Below are 17,505 nucleotides of genomic sequence, written 5' to 3'. Positions count from 1 at the left end.
CCACGCCCCTAGACTGGCTTCTTGGGCCCCCGTAGCCCAACCGGCAGAGGCAGGCGGCTTAAACCCGCCCAAGTGTGGGTTCGAGTCCCATCGGGGGTACTGGTGGTGGGGGCTTGGTGTGGCTTGGGGCTTTGCCCCGCGGCCAACCGCCCCTCGGCTCACGGTCCCCGAGCCCACACCCAGCCACGGTCCCCGAGCTTGTCGAGGGCGCCGAACGCGAGGAAGCGCAACCACAGCGGGAATGTTCCGGTCCGGGCCCGGCCTCCCGGCCGCGGCCGTGGATGGGCCTGGCCCCCCGAGCGAGGAACGAGCGAGGGGTGGTTGGCCGCGGTGGGAGGCCGGGCCCGTGCCGGAACCCGGGTGGGACTGCCGGAACCCGTCGCTCATCAGGGGCGTCTCAGGGTTGCCTGAGGAATCCCGGCCCGGCTCCGGGCGTTACGTACACTGAAGGCACGTCCCTGACCAGGAGGAACCCAGCCACCATGGCCAACCCCATTCTTTCCCGCCCCGACGCGTTCACGGCCCGCACCCAGCAGCCGTACGCGCAGCAGCCCTTCCCCCAGCAGCCCTACGGCCAGCCCGGCTACGCGCCCCAGGGCTACGCGCCCCAGGGTTATGCCCAGCCCGGCTATGGCCAGCCGCAGCAGTTCCAGCAGCCGCAGGGCACCATGGAGCCGCCGATGAGCCTGGACGACGTGGTCAACAAGACCGGTGTCACCATGCTCGCGCTGATGGCCACCGCGGCCGCCACCTTCTTCTTCCTCGGCACCCTGGACTACGCCGTGCTGCAGCCCGCAACCTACGGCGCGCTGGTGGTCAGCGGTCTGGTCGGCTTCGTGACCGTGCTGCTGGTCTCGGCCCGCAAGAAGATCAGCCCGGCCCTGGTGCTGGCCTACTCACTGATCGAGGGCGTGTTCATCGGCGCCTTCAGCTTCATGTTCGAGGGGATGTACCCCGGCATCGTGGTGCAGGCCGTGCTCGGCACCTTCGCCGCCGCCGGGGCCACCCTGGCCGCCTACAAGTTCTTCAACATTCGGGTCAGCAACAAGATGCGTCGGATGGTCTTCATCGGCACCGCGGCCTTCGCCGGCGTGATGCTGATCAACTTCGTGCTGTCGATCTTCGGCATTGACCTGGGCATGCGGTCCGGTGTCATCGGCCTGGTCGCGGCCCTGATCGGCGTCGGCCTGGGTGTGTTCAACCTGGTGGTGGACTTCGACGACATCGAGCGGGGCATCGCCATGAATGCCCCGGCCAGTGAGGCTTGGCGGGCCGCCTTCGGCATCACCGTCACCATGGTCTGGCTCTACACCGAGATCCTGCGCCTGCTCAGTTACTTCCGTCGCTGACCGCAGCCAGCACCCGGAACGGCCCGCAGCCCCTCGGGGTGCGGGCCGTTCTGCGTCCTCACAGGTTGTGCGTCGTCAGGGGCAGGAAGTCACCAGGTGGGGACGCCGTCCAGGTGCTTGTCCAGCAGGGAGCGGGCGCCCGACGTCCAGGGCAGGGAACGCCAGCTGCGCAGCGGGATCCACGCGGCCTGGGAGGTGGTGCCGTCCACGTCCACCACCGAGGGGGTGGTGGGGGACAGGCAGGTGGCGGTGTAGATGATCCGCAGGGCGTGGAAGTCCTCCAGTACCCCATTGGGGGCCCGGCCCACCCAGTGGTCGCTCTGCAGGTCTATCAACCGGTTGATGCGGACCTCCTGGCCGGTCTCCTCGGCCACCTCCCGGATCAGCGCCTCCGACGGCGACTCCCCGGGATTGAGTCCGCCGCCGGGCAATTGCCACAGGCCCGGTACGGCCGTCTTCTCGCTGCATTCGGTGCCCAGCACGCCGCGCGACGAGCGCACCACGGCGTAGGCCGCGATCCGCTGGTTCTCGACGGGCAACTCGTCGGGCAGCAGGGCTAGGTCGGGGTCGATGCCGCGGTGCTTGATCCGCGGCGGGCGGGAGGTGGCGTGCCGCGGCTGGACCCGGGCGGTGAGCACCACCTCACCGTCGTCCATCCGGGCACTCAGCAGGTCGGTCATCACCAGCCCGCGTCGCCACAGCTGCTGGTGTGGGTGCTGGCCGTGCTCGACGTGGAAGCGCACCAGTTCCCCGGTTCCGGGTGAACCGACTCCGATGATGCGCATTGGGCAATCATGTCATCTTCGCCGCGCGGGTCGAACCTGCCATGCCGGGCTTCGCCGTCAGCGAGAGTGCCCGTCACTGCACTGCGGTGTCGGTGGCGTTGGGTAGGCTGACCGTGCATGGCGGTCTGGGGCCGTCGGCTCGGCCAAGGAAGGGCAACGATGCAGTTCAATGAGAATGCCACGCTGGACAGCTCGCAGATGCAGTCCGCGGGCGGCGGTGGCGGCGGTGGTGTCGCAATCGGCGGCGGCCTCGGTCTGATCATCATGATCCTGGGCCTGATCTTCGGCTTCAATCCGAACGACCTGCTGGGTGGTGCGACGCAGGATGCTGCCACCCAGAGCGGTGAGCAGGCCAACCAGTACGCCGAGTGCAAGACGGGCGCCGACATCGCCAAGAACCGCGAGTGCCGGTGGGTTGCCTATGTGAACTCCATCCAGGGTTACTGGGCCACCCAGTTCCAGCAGGGCCAGTACGTCAAGGCCCCGACGGTCTCCTTCAGCGGCCGGGTGAACACCGCCTGCGGTGCGGCCACCTCCCAGGTGGGGCCGTTCTACTGCCCCGGTGATCGCAAGGTCTACATCGACACCGAGTTCGCTGATCAGCTGCTGCAGCAGCTGGGCGCCCAGGGTGGCCCGGCCGCCGAGGCCTACATCCTGGCCCATGAGTACGGCCACCACATCTCCAACATGACCGGTGACCTGGCCAAGTCCCAGTCCGGCGGCCAGCAGAGCGGCCCGGACTCGATGGCGGTGCGCACCGAGCTGCAGGCCGACTGCTATGCGGGCGTGTGGTTCAAGAATGCGGCCACCAATGACCAGACCGGCATCATCTCGGGCATCCAGCAGGATGACCTGAACCGGATCGTCGACGCCGCCGCGGCGGTGGGTGATGACCGGATCCAGTCCAGCACCACCGGTCAGGTCAACCCGGAGAGCTGGACCCACGGCTCGGCCCAGATGCGGCAGAACTGGGTTGGCAAGGGCTTCACCTCCGGTGACCCGAAGGTCTGCTCCACCGCCATGACCGCCCAGGACCTCGAGTCCTGATCCACCCGCCGCGGGCCGGCGTTCAGCCGCCGGCCACCCGGGTGATCTCGGTTCCGCCGAGCGTGGTGACCACCTTCTGCCCGCCGACGTCGAAGGTGATCACCGGCAAGGCCATCTGATAGCGCCGGGAGATCTCGAAGCTGACTTGCTCCCCGGGGTGACCGGTGCTCTGGGGCAGGCTCGCCACCAGCCGGGCCAGCACCTCGGGGTCCACCACCGACGGCGGGAAGCTCGGCCCGGTGGCGTCGGCCTTGCGGGAGGATTCCCAGGCCGGAACCCTGGCCTGCCGCGTGCGGCGGTCCACCACGCCCTCCTGGGTGCCCGGGGTGTCCGCCCAAAACCCTCCCGACGCGTCCCAGCCGAGCGCCAGCACCCGCTGTTGGCCCGTGGTGGCGTCGCGCAGCCCTTCGGCGAAGCCGGCTGCGGTGCCGAAGTCCAGCCGGTTGATCGGGGACCCGTCGGGGCGCAGGAAGACCGGCATCGACTCGGGCCGAGTGGTGACCGTCATCAGCACCTCGCCGTGGTCGTACTCCACGATCTGCAGTTCCTGGTTGGTGTTGGAGCCGGAGATCCGGGCCGCCTGCTGGAACAGTGCGCCGACGTCGTCCAGGTTGTAGTCGGCCGGGGTGAAGCTGGCCTGCTTGATGTAGGCGATGTCGCTCTCGGCCGGTTCGACCTTGCCGTCGGCCCAGGCCCAGGCCACCACCTTGCCGTCCTTCAGGGCGCTCAGAGTGGCCGTGGTGGCGGTGACGTCCACCTTGATCACGGGCAGTCCATCGGCGGCCCTGACCAGCTGGTCCACGGCTCGACGCGCGGCCCTGGGCCGGGTCAGGTCCACGGCGGTCGAAGCGCTGGGGCTGGCGCTGGCCGGCGTGGAGGCAGCGGGGGAGGCGGGCGGCGTGGCCGGATTGCAGGCCGTCGGGGCCAGCGCCAACCCCAGGCCCACCAGGCCTGCCCCACACCGTCGACGCCCGCTCGCTCCAAGCACCGGGCAAGCCTACCCGGCGTCCGTGTCGCCTCCCGCCAGCTCCGACGTCGAGGCATGTTTTCCCTTGTGAACGTGTGTTCAAGCGCTCGGTGACATTGCTCACTTGGCCCCGCGAATTCCTTCCGAAGGCCTGCCGGGAGGGCTAGGCTCTCGTTACACCGGTTCCCAAGACCGGGGCCGGTGGATTCTCGAGATTGCTATGGCAGCAAGAAAGAGGTCCCGACATGTCCGAGCAGATTGCTGGCGAGGCACCAGGCTCGTCGCAGGACACCGCGGTTCGCGTGAGCCGGCAGGTGTCCACCCCCATCAAGGACGTTTGGAAGGTGCTGTTGACCGACGAGGGCACCGAAGCCCTCCTCGGCCCCGGCGGAAAACTTGGTGACAAGGGCCACACCTGGCAGGCCGACGACGGCACCCACGGTGTCACCCGCAGCTTCCACCCGCTGGAGCAGATCCGGTTCAGCTGGCATCGTGACCAGGATGCCCCGGCCACCATCGTGGACCTGGAACTCCGCGCCGTCGATGACCAGTCCACCGAACTGGAGATCGTGCACGACAAGCTGCCCGACGACGCCGACCGGGAATGGTTGACCGAGCACTGGACCAAGGCGCTGGACCGGATCGCCGACGACGCGCTCTGACCCCAGCCAGCAGGCATCATCTGGGCCGCCCCACCACCGTGGTGGGGCGGCCCATCCCGTCCCTGCCGGCCTGACGCTCTGGGCGAAACCCGGCCTCCGGCGGGCCCAGCCGGCCCCCGGGCAGGGTGGTGGCCGATACGCTCGTGCCATGAAGTTTCTGAAATGGCTGTTGATGCTACTGGGGCTCGCCGCGCTGATTGCCGGCGGCGCCATCCTCGTGAACGTGATCTGGGACATGGGAAAGCTGATGGCAGCGGTGCGCGGTTACAACACCGGCGTCGGTGACCCGACCAACCGGATCTACTACACCGTCGGTCTGGCCGCTCTTGGCGGCCTGCTGCTGGGCTGGGGGATCGGCCTGCCGGGCCGCACCAGCCGCGCGGTGCGCAACCAGTACCGTACTGAGATGGAGTCGCAGGGCCTGATCTCGGATCGGGACGGCGACGGCCGCCCCGACCGCGGCTGACCAGCTCCTCGCCGCCAACCTGACTCGACGACAAGGGAGAACCCATGGGAATCTTCGACATCCTGCGTGGCCAGAAGCACGACGTCAGCGTGACCCGCAGTGCCCTGGACCAGGCCAATGACCCGGCGGGTGATGACAACGCGATCACCAAGCTGATCGAGAACATCCTCCAGATCGGCATCGACGGCCGAAAGCCGTTCGACTCCGCCTCCGCGGTGGCCCACGACGCCCTGGAGTCTGCCGGTGGTGACGTGGACAAGGCGGTCAACAAGGTGGTGCGCAGCCACATCACCTCCGGCGCCGCCGGTGGGCTGGTCACCAGCCTGGGCGGCTTCATCACCATGCCGGTGGCGATCCCCGCCAACCTGCTGGAGTTCTACGTGCAGGCCACCCGGATGACCGCCGCCATCGCCACGCTGCGCGGCTACGACATCAGCCAGCCCAACATCCGCACCGCGATCCTGCTCACCCTGGTGGGCTCCAATGCGGAGGACGTGATGGCCAAGGCCGGTGTGGTGACCGGTACCGGACGCCTGACCACCATGGCGCTGCGCAACCTTCCCCGCCCGGCCATGATGATGGTGAACAAGGCGGTCGGCTTCCGGCTGCTGAAGAGCGTCGGGCAGGGAACCCTGGCCAAGCTGGGCAAGGGGGTCCCGGTGGTCGGTGGCGCCGTGGGCGGCGTGCTCGACGGCTACATGATGAACAAGATCGCCGAGCAGGCGCTCAAGGAGTTCCCCACCTACGCGGCGCCCGCCGCCAATGAGGGACCCAATCCGAGTCTGTGAGGCACCAGCCCGGACGAGAGCGGCCCCGCAGGAGTTGATTCCTGCGGGGCCGCTCTAACGTTCTCGGAGCTTGTCGGCTCCGCGGTCGGCGCGGGGTCAGAGCCTGTTCTTGCCTCGGGCCCAGTCCATCGTGGGCACCTCCTGGGCGAAGTCGGCCAGGAAGTCCGCGGTGGCCTCCATGGCGCTGGTGCGGCCGTGGCGCACGTCGTCCTCCAACTGGCGGTTCAGCTCCCGCAGGTGCTCGCTGGAACGCATGGAATCCAACAGCGTCGCCTCGAGCTGGGAGTGCATCCACACCACCTGTTGCTCGGCCCGGTGCTGCGCCAGACCGCGATTCTCCTCGAGCCAGGCGCGATGGTCCAGCACGGCCTGCCAGACCTCGTCGAGGCTGATCCGCTGCAGTGCGGAGCAGGTGAGCACCGGCACCCGCCGGTCACCGGACTGCTGCACCAGCTTCATCGCAATGCTCAGCTCCCGTGCAGTGACCCTGGCCTCGCCGGCATTGTCCCCGTCGGCCTTGTTGACCGCGATCACGTCGGTGATCTCCAGGATGCCGCGCTTGATGCCCTGCAGCTGGTCACCGGAGCGGGCCAGGGCCAGCATCAGGAAGGTGTCCACCATGCCGGCCACCGCCACCTCCGACTGGCCGACGCCGACGGTCTCGACGATGATCACGTCGTAACCCGCGGCCTCCACCACGAGCATCGCCTCGCGGGTGGCGCGGGCGACGCCGCCCAAGTGATTGCCGCTGGGGGAGGGACGGACGAAGGCATTGCTGCTCTGGGTGAGCTCGCCCATTCGGGTCCGGTCACCCAGCACGGAGCCGCCGGTGCGGGTGCTGGACGGGTCCACCGCCAGCACCGCCACCTTGTGCCCCTGCTCGATCAGCCGCTGCCCCATGGAGTTGATGAAGGTCGACTTGCCTGCCCCGGGGACACCGGAGATGCCCACCCGGACGGCATGTGTCGGGGCGTTGGTGAGATCGGTCAACAGCTGGCGGGCCATCGGCCGGTGGGCCGGCAACTTGGACTCCACCAGGGTGATGGCCTGCGCCACGGCGGCGCGGTCTCCGGCGCGGACTCCCTCGGCCAGCTTCGGGACGTCGAACGTGCGGGGCATCGTTGCTTCCTTCGAGTCGGGTTCTTCAATCGGATGCTATGGGGTTGTGCGGGAAAAAGCGCCTCGGGCGGCCCGAGCGAACTCGAACCGCCCGAGGCGTTCAGCCAGTTGCCTTCTCAGGCATCCATCGCCTGGCGCATCTTCTCGATCAGGCTGACCGCACACGACGGGATGTTGGTGCCCGGCGGGTAGATGTCAACCGCACCGGCCTTGCGCAGATCCTCGAAGTCCTGCTCCGGGATCACGCCGCCGACGACGATCAGGATGTCCTGACGGCCGAGCTTGTCCAGCTCGGCGCGCAGCGCGGGCACCAGGGTGAGGTGTCCGGCTGCCAGCGAGGAGACGCCCACCACGTGCACATCGGCCTCAACGGCCTGGGCGGCAGCCTCCTCGGGGGTCTGGAAGAGCGGGCCCACGTCGACGTCGAAACCGAGATCGGCGAAGGCCGTGGCAATCACCTTCTGGCCCCGGTCGTGACCGTCCTGGCCCATCTTCGCGATCATGATGCGAGGACGACGTCCCTCGGCCTCCTCGAAGGCCTCGACGGCCTTGCGAGCCTCTTCCATCACGGTCGAACCCTCCGCTTCCTTGGAGTAGACCCCGCTGATCGTGCGGATCTGCGCGGTGTAGCGGCCGAAGACCTTCTCCAGGGCGTCCGACAGCTCACCCAGGCTGGCCTGGGCACGCATCGCGTCGATCGCGACCTTGAGCAGGTTGCGCTCCGGGTCGGTCGGGTCGGGGTTGGCAGCCGCCCAGGTGACCTTCTCCAGGGCGGCCTGGCAGGCGGCCTCGTCCCGCTCGGCCCGCAGCTTCTCCAGCTTGGCGATCTGCTCGGCACGCACCTTGGCGTTGTCCACCTTGAGCACGTCGAGCGGATCGTCCTTGTCCAGCTGGAACTTGTTGACGCCGATCACCGGCTGACGGCCCGAGTCAATCCGCGCCTGGGTACGGGCGGCGGCCTCCTCGATGCGCATCTTCGGGATGCCCTGCTCGATGGCCTTGGCCATGCCGCCGGCCTCCTCGACCTCCTGGATCAGGCCCCAGGCCTTCTCCGCGAGGTCCTGGGTCAGCTTCTCCACGTAGGTGGAGCCGGCCCACGGGTCGATCACGCGGCAGTTGCCCGACTCCTGCTGGATGAACAGCTGGGTGTTGCGGGCAATCCGGGCGCTGAAGTCTGTCGGCAGCGCAATGGCCTCGTCGAGGGCATTGGTGTGCAGGGACTGCGTCTGGCCCTGGGTGGAGGCCATCGCCTCGATGCAGGTGCGCACCACGTTGTTGTAAACATCCTGCGCGGTCAGGGACCAGCCGGAGGTCTGCGAGTGGGTGCGCAGGCTCATCGACTTCGGGTTCTGCGGATTGAACTGCTTCACCAGGCGGGCCCAGAGCATGCGAGCCGCACGCATCTTGGCCACCTCCATGAAGAAGTTGGTGCCGATCGCCCAGAAGAAGCTCAGGCGGGGAGCGAACTTGTCCACCTGGAGGCCCACGGACTCGCCGGCGCGGATGTACTCCACGCCGTCGGCCAGGGTGTAAGCCATCTCGATGTCGGCCGTCGCTCCGGCCTCCTGCATGTGGTAGCCGGAGATGGAGATCGAGTTGAACTTGGGCATGTTCGCGCTGGTGAAGGCGAAGATGTCCGCGATGATCCGCATCGACGGCAGCGGCGGGTAGATGTAGGTGTTACGAACCATGAACTCCTTGAGGATGTCGTTCTGGATCGTGCCGGCCAGCTGCTCCGGCTTCACCCCCTGCTCCTCGGCCGCCACCACGTAGAGCGCCAGCACGGGAAGCACGGCGCCGTTCATGGTCATCGAGACGCTCATCTGGTCCAGCGGGATGCCGTCGAAGAGCTGGCGCATGTCCAGGATCGAGTCGACGGCCACGCCGGCCATGCCCACGTCGCCGGAGACGCGCGGGTGGTCGGAGTCGTAGCCCCGGTGGGTCGCCAGGTCGAAGGCGATCGACAGGCCCTTCTGCCCGGCCGCCAGGTTGCGACGGTAGAAGGCATTGGACTCGGCGGCCGTCGAGAAGCCGGCGTACTGGCGGATGGTCCACGGCTGGTTGGTGTACATGGTGGCGTACGGGCCGCGGAGGAAGGGTGGGATGCCCGGCATGGTCTCCAGGAAGTCCATGCCCTCGTAGACGTCCGTGCCGTAGATGTGCTCAACCGGCAGCTGTTCGGGGGTCACCCACTGCTCGACGGCGGGCGCCTGCGCGAGCAGCTGCTCGAACTGGGCCTGGGCGTCGGCCGGGATGGCCTGCTCGTCCAGCGGGACGGAATCGAAACGAACCTCGGTGCTCACTTGGAGACTCCCAACGTGTCGAGGGTGGTGCCGAGCAGAGTGACGACGTCGACGCCCAGGGCGACGGTGCCGTCAATGACTCCTTCGGCTTCGGATGCGCCCTCGCCCAGCTCCTTCAGGTTGCCGGCCAGGTACACGGTCTTGGCACCGGCCTCCTTCAGGGCCTTGGCGACGGGCAGTGCCTGCTCGGCGTAGACCTTGGCATTGGAGCACAGGCAGGCAACGGGCGTGCCGGCCTGCTTGAAGGCCGCGACGATCTCCTCGGTGGAGCCGCCCTCGGCCTTGGGCGTGGGCAGCCCGGCAACGTGGAAGAGGTTGCCGGCAAAGCCCTCCCGGGCACCGAAGTCACGACGCTGGCCCAGGCAGGCCAGGAAGACCGAGGCATTGGGCTGGGCCTTGACGGCGTCGCGCATGGCCTCGAAGACCTCGGAGTCCCGGTGCCATTCGAGCCCGGCGAAGGCCGGGGCCTCGGGGCGGGGGCGGGCGGTGGTGACGTCCAGCTCCTCGATGTTCGGGAACTCGGAGACACCGGTGATCGGCTTCTTGCGGGTGGCCAGGCGCTTGGCGCGCTCGGCGATCACCGGCTCCAGCTCGGTCTTGGCAAGCCCGTCGACAACGGCCTTGGCCATGCCACCGGCAGCCTCGAGCTTGCCGAAGACAGCCCAGCCGGCCTCGGCCAGCTTCTTGGTGAGGGACTCGACATACCAGGAGCCGCCCGCCGGGTCATTGACCCGGACGATGTTGGACTCCTCGGCCAGGATCACCTGGGTGTTGCGGGCAATGCGACGGCTGAAGTCGCCGGGCAGGCCCCACGCGGTGTCGAAGGGCAGCACGGTGATCGCCTCGGCGCCACCGATACCGGCGGCGAAGGTGCTCATGGTGCCGCGCAGCATGTTCACGTAGGCGTCGTCGCGGGTGACCTCGCGCCAGGAGGTGACGGCGTGCTGCCGGGCACCCCGCTTGGCCTCGGAGACCCCGAAGACCTCGCCCACCTTGGACCAGCAGGTGCGCAGCGCGCGCAGCCGGGCAATCGTGGCGAACTGGTCGACGGTGGCGGTGACCCGGAAGTCGATCGCGTCGAAGGCCTGGTCGGGGGTGAGCCCCTGGTCGATCAGTGCCCGGACGTACTCGGCACCGGTGGCCAGCGCGTAGCCCAGCTCGTGCACGTCGCCGGCGCCGGCGTTGTGCCAGATGGTGGCGTCCACGACGATGGCGCGGGAGCTCCGCATCCCGTCCAGCTTCTTGACCCACTCGGCCAGCGCGCCCAGCTCGGGAGTGGTGCCGTTGAGGGCGGCCAGACCGATCGGGTCCAGGCCCAGCACGGCGGACTTGTGGTTGCGCGGCTTGTCGCTGGCGTCCAGGACCTGCAGCAGCGCCTCGGCGGCGGCCTCCTGGTCGGTACGGCTGGACACCTCGACGGTGATCAGCTCCAGCAGCACGCCCTCCAGTGTGCGGGCCAGGTCCTCGGCCTTGATGGCGTCGGGGTCAACCCGGAACCACAGGCTGCTGGCGCCGCGCTCCAGGTCGGTGAGCACCGCTTGGCTGGTGAAGGCCGCATCGGGATCCTCGTGCAGGGCCCGCACATCCCACGCGTCGGCCTCGCCATTGTGCACTGTGGTGCCGCGGGTGAAGGGGGCGACGCCGGGGTAGCCCAGCTCCTTCGGGGCATCCTCCAGCGTGTAGATGGGCGCGATCTCCACGCCGTCGACGGTGGTGGTGACCAGTCGGGCAACCGCCTGGTCACCGGTCAGTAGCTTGTCTTCTGGACGTCCGCGGTTCAGGACCTTGGCGGCTGCCTCGCGCCACTTGTCCATCCCCGGCTTCGCGAAGTCGCTGGCGAGCTTGAACTCTCCAGCACCCCCGCGGGCGTCCGGCTCAGTCGTTGTCATGGGACTCCTGCTCCGATGAGGTTGTCGTCGGCTCCCCCGAAGGGTGACCGACCTGACGTGTGGACTCCTCGGTTCCGTTCTGGTGGTGACGCGTGAGCCCGGGAACACCCTGCAGGACTGATCCCGGGGCCGGCGCCCCTGCGCTCGCACCTGGCGGGTACGACGCCGCTGGCAGGTATTCGGACTCGTGGGCACTTCGCCCGAAGGCGTCTTCCTCGACCACCGCTTCCCAGGCCCAGACCCAGTGCTGCTCGTCCGGTGGCGTGCGATCCCTCGCATGCCGGACGGGTGGTGTCGTTCCCACTCACCGCTGCGGGACAGTTCCGGATTCTCGCCGGATTCCCTCTTGCGTCGGCCTGCGTGCACAGGTCGAACCAGCACTTCAAACCCTAGCGGGAGGCCTGTCTGCGCGGGGGTGGCGGGGTGAGAAAATGGCACTTGTGGTCAGACCGTAGGCGCGCCCGGTCGACCGTCTCGGCGCCGAGTGGACGACGCGCCGCGGAGTGGCTATAGTCTTCTCTCGCGCCTGCCGCTCCGGCCAAGCCCGGGGCATGATGGCGCCAGATCCGCCGGAAACGACGGATTTGCAACGGAAAGTTCGATGAACTAAAGTTGAACGGGTTGCCGCAAGGCAGTCCACGGCAGGAAGTCAGGCGTTGCGACGCATGGCCCACTGCCAGCCGGTCGAGGATCGGAGTTGACACTCCGAAAGATTGCCGGTAAGGTTGTCGAGTTGCCCCAAGCGAGCGTCGTGGGATGTGAGCGCGGGTCGTGCCCGAAACTTGAGAACTCAACAGCGTGTCTAAGGTCAATGCCTAAATTTACCCGTGGCCATTGATTGGATCCCTTTTGTGGGGGTTTGGTTGGTGGTTATGGTTTCTTTGAGTATGGAATTTTGATTTGCCAGTTTTCTGGTATGTCGGGTTTCGAACTTGTTGATGTGACGACGTTGCCGCCTTTGGTGGTTGTCGATATTTTTCAACGGAGAGTTTGATCCTGGCTCAGGACGAACGCTGGCGGCGTGCTTAACACATGCAAGTCGAACGGTAAGGCCCTTCGGGGTACACGAGTGGCGAACGGGTGAGTAACACGTGAGTAACCTGCCCCAGACTCTGGGATAACCGCCGGAAACGGTGGCTAATACTGGATATTCAGCTTTCATCGCATGGTGGTTGTTGGAAAGATTTTTTGGTTTGGGATGGGCTCGCGGCCTATCAGCTTGTTGGTGAGGTAGTGGCTCACCAAGGCTTCGACGGGTAGCCGGCCTGAGAGGGCGACCGGCCACATTGGGACTGAGATACGGCCCAGACTCCTACGGGAGGCAGCAGTGGGGAATATTGCACAATGGACGGAAGTCTGATGCAGCAACGCCGCGTGCGGGATGACGGCCTTCGGGTTGTAAACCGCTTTCAACGCAGACGAAGCGAGAGTGACGGTATGCGTAGAAGAAGCACCGGCCAACTACGTGCCAGCAGCCGCGGTGATACGTAGGGTGCGAGCGTTGTCCGGAATTATTGGGCGTAAAGAGCTTGTAGGCGGTTTGTTGCGTCAGAAGTGAAAACTCAGGGCTTAACCCTGAGCCTGCTTCTGATACGGGCAGACTAGAGGAAGTTAGGGGAGAACGGAATTCCTGGTGGAGCGGTGGAATGCGCAGATATCAGGAGGAACACCGGTGGCGAAGGCGGTTCTCTGGGACTTTCCTGACGCTGAGAAGCGAAAGCGTGGGGAGCAAACAGGCTTAGATACCCTGGTAGTCCACGCCGTAAACGGTGGGTACTAGGTGTGGGTCACATTCCACGTGATCCGTGCCGCAGCTAACGCATTAAGTACCCCGCCTGGGGAGTACGGCCGCAAGGCTAAAACTCAAAGGAATTGACGGGGCCCCGCACAAGCGGCGGAGCATGCGGATTAATTCGATGCAACGCGAAGAACCTTACCTGGGTTTGACATGTACCGGAAACCTTCAGAGATGGAGGCCCCTTTTTGGTCGGTACACAGGTGGTGCATGGCTGTCGTCAGCTCGTGTCGTGAGATGTTGGGTTAAGTCCCGCAACGAGCGCAACCCTCGTCCAATGTTGCCAGCACGTAGTGGTGGGGACTCATTGGAGACCGCCGGGGTCAACTCGGAGGAAGGTGGGGATGACGTCAAGTCATCATGCCCCTTATGTCCAGGGCTTCACGCATGCTACAATGGCCGGTACAATGAGCTGCGAGCCTGTAAGGGTGAGCGAATCTCAAAAAGCCGGTCTCAGTTCGGATTGGGGTCTGCAACTCGACCCCATGAAGTCGGAGTCGCTAGTAATCGCAGATCAGCAACGCTGCGGTGAATACGTTCCCGGGGCTTGTACACACCGCCCGTCAAGTCATGAAAGTCGGTAACACCCGAAGCCAGTGGCCCAACCCTTTTGGGGGGGAGCTGTCGAAGGTGGGACTGGTGATTAGGACTAAGTCGTAACAAGGTAGCCGTACCGGAAGGTGCGGCTGGATCACCTCCTTTCTAAGGAGCTTTGTACAGGCAGCCGTTGTGTTGTTTGTCATTCACGCTGGTTCCAACACGCACGTTGTTGGCCGGTCGTGGCTCTGGATTGTGGAACATTGACCAATGCACTCGTCTGAGTGGATGTTGTTTCTAGTACTGCCCTTTTGGGGTGTGGAACGAGGTGGTGTCCGTGAGGAGGGGTGTGACACGCTGTTGGGGTTCTGAGGGGTCGGTCACGCATGGTGACGCTCTCTGTGTCGAACCGCATACTGATGACTGTTGTGGTTGTTGGTGGTGGTGTCGCCCGTATTTTGAGAACTGGACAGTGGACGCGAGCATCTTTGTAGTGTTTTTTTACAAGCTACTTAGTGCGATCGGTGGATGCCTAGGCACCAAGAGCCGATGAAGGACGTTGTAACCTGCGATAAGCCCTGGGGAGCTGGTAAACGAGCTGTGATCCTGGGATTTCCGAATAGGGAAACCTTGAAGTTACCGGAGTTGTGTCCGGCAACCTCTGCCTGAATGTATAGGGCAGTTGGAGGGAACGCGGGGAAGTGAAACATCTCAGTACCCGTAGGAGAAGAAAACAATAGTGATTCCGTGAGTAGTGGCGAGCGAAAGCGGAGGAGGCCAAACCGTGTGTGTGTGATAGCTGACAGGTGTTGCATGCGCGGTGTTGTGGGGCCATTCGGATCATACTGTCATGTGATCAACAAGTGAGAAATGTGCAGCGAAGGTGAATCAGTTGGGAAGCTGGACCGGAGTGGGTGAGAGTCCCGTAACCGTATGTTGTGCACTTGTGAGTGTTACCCCAAGTAGTGCGGAACCCCTGAAATTCCGCGTGAATCTGGCGGGACCACCCGTTAAGCCTAAATACTCCTTGGTGACCGATAGCGGACAAGTACCGTGAGGGAAAGGTGAAAAGTACCCCGGGAGGGGAGTGAAATAGTACCTGAAACCGATCGCATACAATCCGTCGGAGCCCGTGAGGGTGACGGCGTGCCTTTTGAAGAATGAGCCTGCGAGTTAGTGGTGTGTGGCGAGGTTAACCCGTGTGGGGTAGCCGTAGCGAAAGCGAGTCCGAACAGGGCGATACAGTCGCACGCTCTAGACCCGAAGCGTAGTGATCTATCCATGGCCAGGTTGAAGCGACGGTAAGACGTCGTGGAGGACCGAACCCACTTGGGTTGAAAACCGAGGGGATGAGCTGTGGATAGGGGTGAAAGGCCAATCAAACTACGTGATAGCTGGTTCTCCCCGAAATGCATTTAGGTGCAGCGTCGCGTGTTTCTTTCCGGAGGTAGAGCACTGGATGGTCTAGGGGGCCCACAAGCTTACCGAAATCAGCCAAACTCCGAATGCCGGGAAGTGAGAGCGTGGCAGTGAGACTGCGGGCGATAAGGTTCGTAGTCGAGAGGGAAACAGCCCAGATCATCAGCTAAGGTCCCCAAGAGATAACTAAGTGGAAAAGGATGTGGAGTTGCGCAGACAACCAGGAGGTTGGCTTGGAAGCAGCCATCCTTGAAAGAGTGCGTAATAGCTCACTGGTCAAGTGATTCCGCGCCGACAATGTAGCGGGGCTCAAGTTATCCACCGAAGCTGTGGCACTCACACAATAACCTCTGTAAGGCAGGTGTGTGGGTGGGTAGGGGAGCGTCGTGTGTGCGGTGAAGCGGCGGGGTGACCCAGTCCGTGGAGTGCACACGAGTGAGAATGCAGGCATGAGTAGCGAATGACGGGTGAGAAACCCGTCCGCCGAATATCCAAGGGTTCCAGGGTCAAGCTAATCTGCCCTGGGTAAGTCGGGACCTAAGGCGAGGCCGACAGGCGTAGTCGATGGACAACCAGTTGATATTCTGGTACCGGCGAAACAACGTCCATGCTGAATCATCTGATGCTAAGCACGCGAGCCGGCACGGATCCTTCGGGTGATGTGTTGGTGAGTCTGTGAACCGAGGGTGTAGTAGGCAAGCTGCGGAGGGACGCAAGAAGGTAGCCCATCCCGGGCGATGGTTGTCCCGGGTCAAGTGTGTAGGGTTGACGGTAGGCAAATCCGCCGTCTGTATGCCTGAGACATGATGAGGAGCCACACTGTGTGTGGTGAGTGGGTGATCCTATGTTGCCTAGAAAAGCTTCGTGAGCGAGTTGTGAGCCGCCCGTACCCTAAACCGACACAGGTGGATTGGTAGAGAATACCGAGGCGATCGAGAGAATCATGGTGAAGGAACTCGGCAAAATACCCCCGTAACTTTGGGATAAGGGGGACCCGATGCGTTAGCCGTCTTGCGCGGTGAAGCGTGGAGGGTCGCAGAGACCAGGCCCAAGCGACTGTTTACTAAAAACATAGGTCCGTGCCAACTTGAAAGAGGATGTATACGGACTGACTCCTGCCCGGTGCTGGAAGGTTAAGGGGAACTGTTAGCTTCGGCGAAGCGGTGAACTTAAGCCCCAGTAAACGGCGGTGGTAACTATAACCATCCTAAGGTAGCGAAATTCCTTGTCGGGTAAGTTCCGACCTGCACGAATGGAGTAACGATTTGGGCGCTGTCTCCACCATGAACTCGGCGAAATTGCAGTACGAGTAAAGATGCTCGTTACGCGTAGTAGGACGGAAAGACCCCGGGACCTTTACTATAGTTTGGTATTGGTGTTCGGTACAGCTTGTGTAGGATAGGTGGGAGACTGTGAAGCGGCCACGCCAGTGGTTGTGGAGTCATCGTTGAAATACCACTCTGGCTGTTCTGGATATCTAACCTAGGACCATGATCTGGTTCAGGGACAGTGCCTGATGGGTAGTTTGACTGGGGCGGTCGCCTCCCAAAAGGTAACGGAGGCGCCCAAAGGTTCCCTCAGCCTGGTTGGCAATCAGGTGTTGAGTGTAAGTGCACAAGGGAGCTTGACTGTGAGACCGACAGGTCGAGCAGGGACGAAAGTCGGGACTAGTGATCTGACGGTGGCATGTGGACGCGCCGTCACTCAACGGATAAAAGGTACCCCGGGGATAACAGGCTGATCTTGCCCGAGCGCTCACAGCGACGGCATGGTTTGGCACCTCGATGTCGGCTCGTCGCATCCTGGGGCTGGAGTCGGTCCCAAGGGTTGGGCTGTTCGCCCATTAAAGCGGCACGCGAGCTGGGTTTAGAACGTCGTGAGACAGTTCGGTCCCTATCCACTGCGCGCGTAGGAATCTTGAGAAGAGCTGTCCTTAGTACGAGAGGACCGGGACGGACTAACCTCTGGTGTGCCAGTTGTTCTGCCAAGAGCACGGCTGGTTGGCTACGTTGGGAAGTGATAACCGCTGAAAGCATCTAAGCGGGAAGCACGCTTCAAGATGAGGGTTCCCACAGAACAATCTGGTAAGGCCCCCTGTAGACCACGGGGATGATAGGTCGGATGTGGAAGCACAGCAATGTGTGGAGCTGACCGATACTAATAGGCCGAGGGCTTGTATCAAACCTACAACGATGTTCGCGTCCACTGTACGGTTCCCGAAATACGGTCGGGAACGACTGATATTTCCATAGTGTTTCGGTGGTCATGTCAAAAGGGAAACACCCGGTCCCATTCCGAACCCGGAAGTTAAGCCTTTTAGAGCCGATGGTACTGCAGGGGGGACCCTGTGGGAGACTAGGACACCGCCGGACTTACAAA

At 64.2% G+C, this 17,505-nt stretch carries 10 protein-coding genes, 1 tRNA gene, 3 rRNA genes and 1 riboswitch; of the genes, 9 read left to right on the top strand and 5 right to left on the bottom strand.

Going from position 1 to position 17,505, the window contains the following annotated elements; translation table 11 throughout:
- Nucleotides 1–25 precede the first annotated feature (25 nt).
- A tRNA-Leu gene (locus AAEX60_RS15975) sits at nucleotides 26–99 on the top strand.
- A 383-nt stretch (nucleotides 100–482) separates the two neighbouring features.
- Complete coding sequence (locus AAEX60_RS15970; protein ID WP_342104948.1) at nucleotides 483–1,349, top strand: Bax inhibitor-1/YccA family protein; 867 nt, start codon at nucleotides 483–485, stop codon at nucleotides 1,347–1,349.
- A gap of 89 nt (nucleotides 1,350–1,438) precedes the next feature.
- Here AAEX60_RS15970 and AAEX60_RS15965 read toward each other — a convergent pair whose 3' ends face one another.
- The gene (locus tag AAEX60_RS15965; protein ID WP_342104945.1) at nucleotides 1,439–2,134 is read right to left on the bottom strand and encodes an NUDIX hydrolase; all 696 of its coding nucleotides are present in this window, start codon (nucleotides 2,132–2,134) and stop codon (nucleotides 1,439–1,441) included.
- A 159-nt stretch (nucleotides 2,135–2,293) separates the two neighbouring features.
- On the opposite strand from AAEX60_RS15965, the gene ypfJ reads away from it, so the two are divergent.
- Nucleotides 2,294–3,181 (top strand): KPN_02809 family neutral zinc metallopeptidase, encoded by an 888-nt coding sequence (gene ypfJ / locus AAEX60_RS15960; protein WP_342104943.1) that lies wholly within the window; start codon nucleotides 2,294–2,296, stop codon nucleotides 3,179–3,181.
- Nucleotides 3,182–3,203: 22 nt separating this feature from the next.
- On the opposite strand, the gene AAEX60_RS15955 is transcribed toward ypfJ, so the two are convergent.
- On the bottom strand, nucleotides 3,204–4,169 hold the full coding sequence (locus AAEX60_RS15955; RefSeq protein ID WP_342104942.1) for a hypothetical protein: 966 nt from the start codon (nucleotides 4,167–4,169) through the stop codon (nucleotides 3,204–3,206).
- Nucleotides 4,170–4,393: 224 nt separating this feature from the next.
- Between AAEX60_RS15955 and AAEX60_RS15950 the strand changes: the two genes are divergently transcribed.
- The 3 genes from AAEX60_RS15950 to AAEX60_RS15940 all read left to right on the top strand — a co-directional run bounded on the left by AAEX60_RS15950 (nucleotide 4,394) and on the right by AAEX60_RS15940 (nucleotide 6,064).
- Entirely contained in the window at nucleotides 4,394–4,810 is a 417-nt protein-coding gene (locus AAEX60_RS15950) for an SRPBCC family protein (protein ID WP_342104940.1), read from the top strand.
- 148 nt (nucleotides 4,811–4,958) lie between these two features.
- A complete protein-coding gene (locus tag AAEX60_RS15945; protein WP_342104938.1) occupies nucleotides 4,959–5,276 on the top strand; it encodes a hypothetical protein in 318 nt (105 codons plus the stop codon).
- Nucleotides 5,277–5,320: 44 nt separating this feature from the next.
- Entirely contained in the window at nucleotides 5,321–6,064 is a 744-nt protein-coding gene (locus AAEX60_RS15940) for an EcsC family protein (RefSeq protein ID WP_342104936.1), read from the top strand.
- 96 nt (nucleotides 6,065–6,160) lie between these two features.
- Here AAEX60_RS15940 and meaB read toward each other — a convergent pair whose 3' ends face one another.
- The 3 genes from meaB to mutA all read right to left on the bottom strand — a co-directional run bounded on the left by meaB (nucleotide 6,161) and on the right by mutA (nucleotide 11,375).
- Nucleotides 6,161–7,183 carry a methylmalonyl Co-A mutase-associated GTPase MeaB gene (gene meaB / locus AAEX60_RS15935; RefSeq protein WP_342104934.1) on the bottom strand — a complete coding sequence of 341 codons (1,023 nt, stop codon included), beginning with the start codon at nucleotides 7,181–7,183 and terminating at the stop codon, nucleotides 6,161–6,163.
- A gap of 116 nt (nucleotides 7,184–7,299) precedes the next feature.
- Complete coding sequence (scpA, locus tag AAEX60_RS15930) at nucleotides 7,300–9,486, bottom strand: methylmalonyl-CoA mutase (protein ID WP_342104931.1); 2,187 nt, start codon at nucleotides 9,484–9,486, stop codon at nucleotides 7,300–7,302.
- The gene (gene mutA, locus AAEX60_RS15925) at nucleotides 9,483–11,375 is read right to left on the bottom strand and encodes a methylmalonyl-CoA mutase small subunit (RefSeq protein ID WP_342104929.1); all 1,893 of its coding nucleotides are present in this window, start codon (nucleotides 11,373–11,375) and stop codon (nucleotides 9,483–9,485) included. Before mutA ends, scpA begins: the two co-directional genes overlap by 4 nt.
- Before the next feature lie 153 nt (nucleotides 11,376–11,528).
- A riboswitch (cobalamin riboswitch) is annotated at nucleotides 11,529–11,768 on the bottom strand.
- Nucleotides 11,769–12,353: 585 nt separating this feature from the next.
- Here mutA and AAEX60_RS15920 point away from each other — a divergent pair.
- From AAEX60_RS15920 to rrf, 3 genes are all read left to right on the top strand, one after another.
- Nucleotides 12,354–13,872: ribosomal RNA gene (locus tag AAEX60_RS15920) — 16S ribosomal RNA — on the top strand.
- 336 nt (nucleotides 13,873–14,208) lie between these two features.
- Nucleotides 14,209–17,307, top strand: a 23S ribosomal RNA gene (locus AAEX60_RS15915).
- 74 nt (nucleotides 17,308–17,381) lie between these two features.
- A 5S ribosomal RNA gene (gene rrf, locus AAEX60_RS15910) occupies nucleotides 17,382–17,498 on the top strand.
- The 16S, 23S and 5S rRNA genes sit together here, the layout of an rRNA operon.
- The last annotated feature ends 7 nt before the right edge of the window (nucleotides 17,499–17,505 follow it).

It is taken from the genome of Luteococcus sp. H101 (assembly GCF_038433155.1).
GTDB lineage: Bacteria > Actinomycetota > Actinomycetes > Propionibacteriales > Propionibacteriaceae > Luteococcus.
This window is presented reverse-complemented; position numbering and strand designations above follow the sequence as displayed.